Annotated in this window: 5 protein-coding genes and 2 pseudogenes; 6 read left to right on the top strand and 1 reads right to left on the bottom strand. The window is 55.0% G+C overall.

Going from position 1 to position 6,191, the window contains the following annotated elements; genetic code table 11:
- Positions 1 to 278: 278 nt before the first annotated feature.
- The 6 genes and pseudogenes from CKW18_RS04570 to CKW18_RS04550 form a co-directional block, all read left to right on the top strand.
- A pseudogene (locus CKW18_RS04570) lies at positions 279 to 586 on the top strand (transposase); the annotation flags it as partial.
- 73 nt (positions 587 to 659) lie between these two features.
- Positions 660 to 1,430, top strand: a pseudogene (locus tag CKW18_RS31420) (MCP four helix bundle domain-containing protein); the annotation flags it as partial.
- Positions 1,422 to 2,285 (top strand): methyl-accepting chemotaxis protein, encoded by an 864-nt coding sequence (locus tag CKW18_RS31415; protein ID WP_371857611.1) that lies wholly within the window; start codon positions 1,422 to 1,424, stop codon positions 2,283 to 2,285. The pseudogene CKW18_RS31420 and the gene CKW18_RS31415, both read left to right, overlap by 9 nt.
- Before the next feature lie 249 nt (positions 2,286 to 2,534).
- Positions 2,535 to 3,512, top strand: a complete 978-nt coding sequence (locus tag CKW18_RS04560; protein WP_095187674.1) for an IS5 family transposase — start codon at positions 2,535 to 2,537, stop codon at positions 3,510 to 3,512.
- Between the two features lie 113 nt (positions 3,513 to 3,625).
- Positions 3,626 to 4,543, top strand: a complete 918-nt coding sequence (locus CKW18_RS29730) for a hypothetical protein (RefSeq protein WP_141233069.1) — start codon at positions 3,626 to 3,628, stop codon at positions 4,541 to 4,543.
- A gap of 43 nt (positions 4,544 to 4,586) precedes the next feature.
- Positions 4,587 to 5,210 carry a glutathione S-transferase family protein gene (locus CKW18_RS04550; RefSeq protein WP_095187672.1) on the top strand — a complete coding sequence of 208 codons (624 nt, stop codon included), beginning with the start codon at positions 4,587 to 4,589 and terminating at the stop codon, positions 5,208 to 5,210.
- A gap of 39 nt (positions 5,211 to 5,249) precedes the next feature.
- On the opposite strand, the gene CKW18_RS04545 is transcribed toward CKW18_RS04550, so the two are convergent.
- The gene (locus CKW18_RS04545; protein WP_095187683.1) at positions 5,250 to 6,128 is read right to left on the bottom strand and encodes a LysR family transcriptional regulator; all 879 of its coding nucleotides are present in this window, start codon (positions 6,126 to 6,128) and stop codon (positions 5,250 to 5,252) included.
- Positions 6,129 to 6,191 lie beyond the last annotated feature (63 nt).

Below are 6,191 nucleotides of genomic sequence, written 5' to 3'. Positions count from 1 at the left end.
GGCGAAGTTGCACAGATTTTGGAGGCCGAGGACACTTGGAAATATTGGAGCGGGCTCTGCGTGATGAGGTAAGCCATCAAGCGCAGAGTTTAGGGTAAATTTGTGGGGATCCCTCAGGGTCTGTCCCGTTTTCATCAGTTCCTTAGGGACACTCTGAAGAAGACTTCCTGATTTTGGCAAAACACAGACTCCACCCGCCGAGTTTTCCGATGAAGCAAATGACTTTCGCCGATGCCGAGTACGCTGGCAAACGCAAGCGGACCCTTAAAGAGTAGTTCCTGATCGAGATGGAGCGGGCGGTGCCGTGGAAGAGTTTGATTGCTTTGATCGAGCGGTACTACCCGAAGGGTGATGGTGGTCGTCCGGCCTATCCGCTGATGGCGATGCTACGTGTCCATCTGATACAAAACTGGTTCGGCTACAGCGACCCAACGATGGAAGAGGCACTGTACGAGACTACTATCTGCACCAGTTTGCTGGGCTGAGCTTGGAGCGCGTCCCCGACGAAACCACCATCCTCAACTTCCGTCGCCTGCTGGAAAAGCACGAGCTGGCGGCAGAGATTCTGGGCGTGATCAATGGCTATAGTTCTATGACTTTCAGTCGATAGCGTGGTATGACAGCTACGAAGTACCGATAGTTTTTATAAGAGAGTAAAAATGAACGTCAGGACAATGAACCTCGCTCCAAGGGCTGCGGTATTTTTCTCACTCATTATCCTGGTGGTTTTTGCACTGGGCATTGTCGCTGTGCTGCAAATGGGCAAGCTCCGAGAGTCCGAACAAGATGTAGAAAACAACTGGATGGCGAGTATTCGTGAGATCGGTAAGATGAAGGCGGGTACCTTGCGGCTGCGTTTGGAAAGCATCCGCATTACTGTGACAACCGATGAGCAGAAACGGCAAACCCAAATCGCTGCCTTGAGCGGCTATCGAAACGCTCTCCAGAGCACCCTCACCAATTACGTTCCTTTGATCTCGGGGTCGGCGGAGCGGGAGCTGTACCAGGCGGTCGCAACCGATGCGCAGGAGTACTTCAAACTGCTGGATGGGTTGGAGCCGCTGCTGCGAAGCGGTGATAATGCCGCTGCAATCGCTTTGATCAATACCCGCATCGCCCCTATGACCAACGCCCTGCAGGAGACGATGGACAAACTCTCGGACTTCAACGACGAGGGGGCCAAGCGTGCGGGTATCAATGCCTCGTCTGTCTACGGCGGTGGCGTGACGCTGGTGATTGCCCTGCTGGCGGCTACCGTGCTGCTCACCATCGTGCTGGCCACCGTGCTGACCCGCAGCATCACTTCGCCGATCAGTGATGCTCTGGCAGTGGCTGAACGCATCGCCGGCAGTGACTTGTCCAGGAACATTGAGGCCAGTGGCCGCGATGAAGCCGGTCGCCTGTTGGCAGCACTGTCGAAGATGCAGGCGAATTTGCGGGAAACCATCGCCCACATCGCTGACTCCTCTACCCAACTGGCTTCGGCCTCGGAAGAAATGATGGCGGTGACGGAAGACGCCAGCCGCGGGCTGGTACAGCAGAACGACGAGGTCAATCAGGCGGCCACGGCGGTGACTGAAATGAGCGCCGCAGTGGACGAGGTCGCACGCAATGCCGAAGCCGCCGCGCAATCTTCCCGCGAGTCCATGGAGTTCACCCGCTCCGGTATCGAGAACGTGGCGCAGACCTTGAAAGCCATCGAAGGCCTGGCCGGCAACGTGTCCAGCACCGGTGAGCAGGTCAAGGCCTTGTCCAGCAGGGCGCAGGACATCAGCAAAGTGGTTGAAGTGATTCGGGCCATTGCCGAGCAAACCAACCTGCTGGCACTGAACGCGGCCATCGAAGCCGCGCGCGCTGGCGAACAAGGACGCGGGTTCGCGGTGGTGGCCGATGAAGTACGGGCACTGGCCCACCGAACCCAGCAGTCGACCCAGGAAATCGAGAATATGATCACGGCGATTCAGGCGGACTCGACCCAAGCGGTGAGCGCGATGAACATCAGTACGGAGATGGCCAACAACTCGATCTCAGTGGCGCAGAATGCGGATGTTTCGCTCAAGCAGATCGCTCAGGCCATTACCCAGATCAACGAGCGCAACCTGCTGATCGCCACCGCCTCTGAAGAGCAGGCCCAAGTGGCCCGTGAGGCCGACCAGAACCTGACCAGCATTCGCGAGCTGTCCATCCAGAGCTCGGCGGGCGCTAGCCAGACCGCCAGTGCATGCGGTGAGATGGCCAATCTGGCGATTGAGCTGAATCGCTTGGTTGCGCGTTTCAAGGTTTAACAGCCGCTTCAGTCTTGGCCTGCGGCCGCCCGACGTTAATCACCCTGACGTCGGTCGGGCCGCTGGCCTGTATCCGATCAATGCACAAGACCGTTGGAATCTTGAGCGGTTATTGCCCTTGCCCTGTCCGCCACTGAATGACCTCCAACACCGCACAACTCTCCCGGGCGAGCAGGTGGCCCCAGTCTGAAAAAGACTTCCATCTCTGGTGAAATACCCCTTCTCACACGAATCGAACGGTTGAGTCTGATGAAACAGATGTCCTTCACCGATGCCGAGTACGCCGGTAAACGTAAGCAGACCCGCCGCGAGCGCTTCCTGATCGAGATGGATCAGGTGGTGCCCTGGAAGGGCCTGATTGCCTTGATCGATCCACACTATCCGAAGGGCGAAGGTGGCCGTCCGGCGTATCCGTTGATGGCTATGTTGCGGGTTCATCTGCTGCAGAACTGGTTCGGCTACAGCGATCCTGCGATGGAAGAAACACTTTATGAAACGACGATTCTGCGCCAGTTCGCGGGGTTGAGTATGGATCGGATTCCCGATGAAACGACGATCCTCAACTTCCGGCGTTTGCTGGAAAAACATGAGTTGGCGGGCGGGGTTTTGCAGGTCATCAATGGCTATCTGGGGGATCGTGGTTTGATGCTGCGCCAAGGCACCGTGGTCGATGCGACGATCATTCATGCACCGAGTTCGACCAAGAACAAGGACGGCAAACGCGATCCCGAAATGTATCAGACCAAGAAAGGAAACCAATATTTCTTCGGGATGAAAGCGCACATCGGCGTCGATGCCGAGTCGGGTTTAGTCCATAGCCTGGTGGGCACGGCGGCCAATGTGGCGGACGTGACGCAGGTCGATCAATTGCTGCATGGCGAGGAAACTTATGTCTGCGGCGATGCGGGTTACACCGGAGTCGACAAGCGTCCTGAGCATCAGGATCGCAAGATGATCTGGTCGATTGCCGCGCGTCCGAGCAGCTATAAAAAGCACACCAAAAAGAGTTTGATCGGCCGTATGCGACGCAAGATCGAATACGCGAAAGCGCAGGTACGGGCCAAGGTTGAGCATCCGTTTCGCGTGATCAAGCGCCAATTCGGCTATACGAAAGTGCGTTTTCGTGGTTTGTCGAAAAACATCGCGCAGCAGACGACGTTGTTCGCGTTGTCGAATCTGTGGATGGTGCGAAAACGGTTGATGGGTATGGGCGAGATGCGTCTGTAATGCAGGCTGATCGCCCTGAAGCAGCGCGTTTAGAGGAAAGAACCATGAATTAAGGATAGGAAAGGCCTGTTTTTCGACCGCCTCATGTTTTTTAAACCTCAAGTAGCGAGGGCATGAAAAATCGGTGGGTACTTCAGACCTTCCTTAGACGGTCGTTTATCGATTATAAATTCTCTGTAGACCTTCCTGAGGCGCAACTGTGTACTCGAAAATTCACTCTAAAAACAGCCAAAGCTCTTTACGCTCTATATGACAGTAAAGCACAATGTTTTTCGCACATCGACAATTTCCGAAATAAAGCCAACAAAGCACTGGGATCCTGCCCCTACTGCGGACTCCCGAGCAATGTCACCCTTGATCATTATTTACCGCGGAACATAGAAGCCTTCCCCGAGTTCTCTATACTAACTGAGAATCTTATTCCCGCTTGCAATAAATACCAATCGGCAAAGGGGGAGTTCTTCAGCAAACTAAAACCTTCCCTCAGCACGAGAAAAAACTCCTTCAAAAACAAACTAACACAAAACACCAGAAAAAAATTTATTTCTACCAAATTTCGAAAAATCATTAGAACACGCCCTACTTTCAAACAATATCCTCCACGCCTAATCCACCCATATCTAGACTGCTTTATTGGCGCACCGATAATAAGGGTCAAAAAGGAACCAACCACACTTGACTTTGTAACATCTGCAAGTGGAAAGCTCAGCCGTAGAGATCGTCGAAATCTAATCTTTCATATTAACAAACTTAACATTTCTGACCGAGCAAGCTCCTACGCCGAAAAATATTGGCTAGCCCTGATATCAGACTTCAAAGACCGAGCAATAACTAGTACAGCTTTAGCGAAGGCCGAATTAGACCACCAGCTGAACTCAGCATATGAAAGATCAGGAAAGCCAATTAACTCAATTGAAATATCACTTATAAGGTCAATAAGAGAAGATGAAAAATCAATCTCTCACCTTGTTGATTCATCCATGGCCCAGCCCCCAACTAAAATATTAATTTCCAAAGCTATTCGATTGTGAAGCTTTATATATTTCATGCCGCGTTTTTCTCAACGGACATACTATGTTGCGAGTATTGGGTAAAGCTTCATCGATCAACGTGCGTAAAGTGCTGTGGACGTGCGCCGAATTGCAGATTCCTTTCGCGCGGGAAGACTGGGGCTCGGGCTTCAAATCCACCGATACGCCTGAGTTCCTCGCATTGAACCCCTGCGCCATGGTGCCGGTGATTCAGGACGGTGATTTCACCCTGTGGGAATCCAATTCGATCATCCGTTATCTGGTGGTGCGTTATGACGGCGCGCACCTTTACCCGACTGACGCGCGAGACCGGGCGCGGGTCGATCAGTGGATCGACTGGCAGGCGTCGGAGCTGAACCGCTCGTGGTCGTATGCGTTTGTATCGCTGGTGCGCAAGTCGCCGGACCATCAGGATCGCGCGGCGTTGGCCAACGGTATCGAGCAGTGGTCCAAAACCATGAAAATCCTTGACCAACAGCTGGAGAAAACCGGCGCCTACATCAGCGGCGAGCAGTTTTCGCTCGCGGATATTCCTATCGGGCTGTCGGTCAATCGCTGGTTCGAAACCCCGCTGCAGCATCCGCACCTGCCGGCGGTTAACGCCTATTACGAGCGCTTGAGCCAACGGCCCGGCTATCTGCTGCACGGGCGCAACGGCACGCCGTGAGTCGCGTCATGTCCCCTTATGCCTCGCCGAAGCCTGGCGTCAATCGCCCGCACGCACGACCCCACGCGCCTCAAGCAAGCGCACAAACATGCTCAGACTGCGCGACACCGTGCCCCGCCGCCACACCAGCCAAGTGGTCAGATAGCGAAAATCCGCCGCCAATGGCCAGACACTCACCGTTGCGCTGCCGGGCATGCTCTGCAGCATTTTGCGCGGCATCAGCGCCAGCCCGGCGCCCGCGCTGACGCAGGCGAGCATGCCGTGGTAAGACTCCATCTCGAAGATTTTGCCGGGCACGGCGGCGTCGGTGCTGAACCACTTTTCAAAGTGATGCCGGTAAGAGCAATTGGAGCGGAACGCGTAAATATTCTCGCCATTCACATCCGCCGCGCGCTGGACTGCAGCGTGATTGAGCGGCGCTATGATGACCATTTCTTCTTCGAACGCCGGCACGCCTTCCAGCGCGGGGTGCAACACCGGGCCGTCGACAAATGCGGCAGCAAGGCGCCCGGAAAGTACGCCGTCGATCATCGTCCCGGACGGCCCGGTGGACAGGTCCAGATCGACTTTCGGATGGAGCTGGTTGTACGCCGCGAGCAATTGGGGGATGCGCACCGCCGCCGTGCTTTCCAGTGAGCCCAAGGGAAACGCACCTTGCGGTTCTTCCCCCGCCACAGTGGCCCGGGCTTCCTGCACCAGGTCGAGAATGCGCCGTGCGTACTCGAGAAAACTCCATCCGGCCGGTGACAGACGCAAACGGCTTTTCTCGCGGATGAACAGATCGACGCCCAGATCCTGCTCAAGCTGTTTGATCCGCGTGGTCAGGTTCGACGGCACGCGATGGATCTGCGCCGCAGCGGCGCTGATGCTGCCGTGCTCGGCAACGGCTTTGAAGATTTCCAGCTGCACCAGATCCACAGTCATTCTCCAATCGTGAAAGAAACACTCTTTATTATTCAGTTTCCAGAAAACAAACACCAC

This window comes from Pseudomonas sp. Irchel 3E19 (assembly GCF_900187585.1).
In the GTDB taxonomy this organism is placed as follows: domain Bacteria; phylum Pseudomonadota; class Gammaproteobacteria; order Pseudomonadales; family Pseudomonadaceae; genus Aquipseudomonas; species Aquipseudomonas baetica.
The sequence above is the reverse complement of the archived record's forward strand: the minus strand, read 5'-3'. Positions and strand labels throughout refer to the sequence as shown.

What these genes read in the sequence shown, in the direction of transcription:
- CKW18_RS31415 (WP_371857611.1), top strand. Translation starts at nt 1,422, where the DNA reads ATGCAGGCGAATTTGCGGGAAACCATCGCCCACATCGCTGACTCCTCT.
- CKW18_RS29730 (WP_141233069.1), top strand. Translation starts at nt 3,626, where the DNA reads ATGAAAAATCGGTGGGTACTTCAGACCTTCCTTAGACGGTCGTTTATC.
- CKW18_RS04560 (WP_095187674.1), top strand. Translation starts at nt 2,535, where the DNA reads ATGAAACAGATGTCCTTCACCGATGCCGAGTACGCCGGTAAACGTAAG.
- CKW18_RS04550 (WP_095187672.1), top strand. Translation starts at nt 4,587, where the DNA reads ATGTTGCGAGTATTGGGTAAAGCTTCATCGATCAACGTGCGTAAAGTG.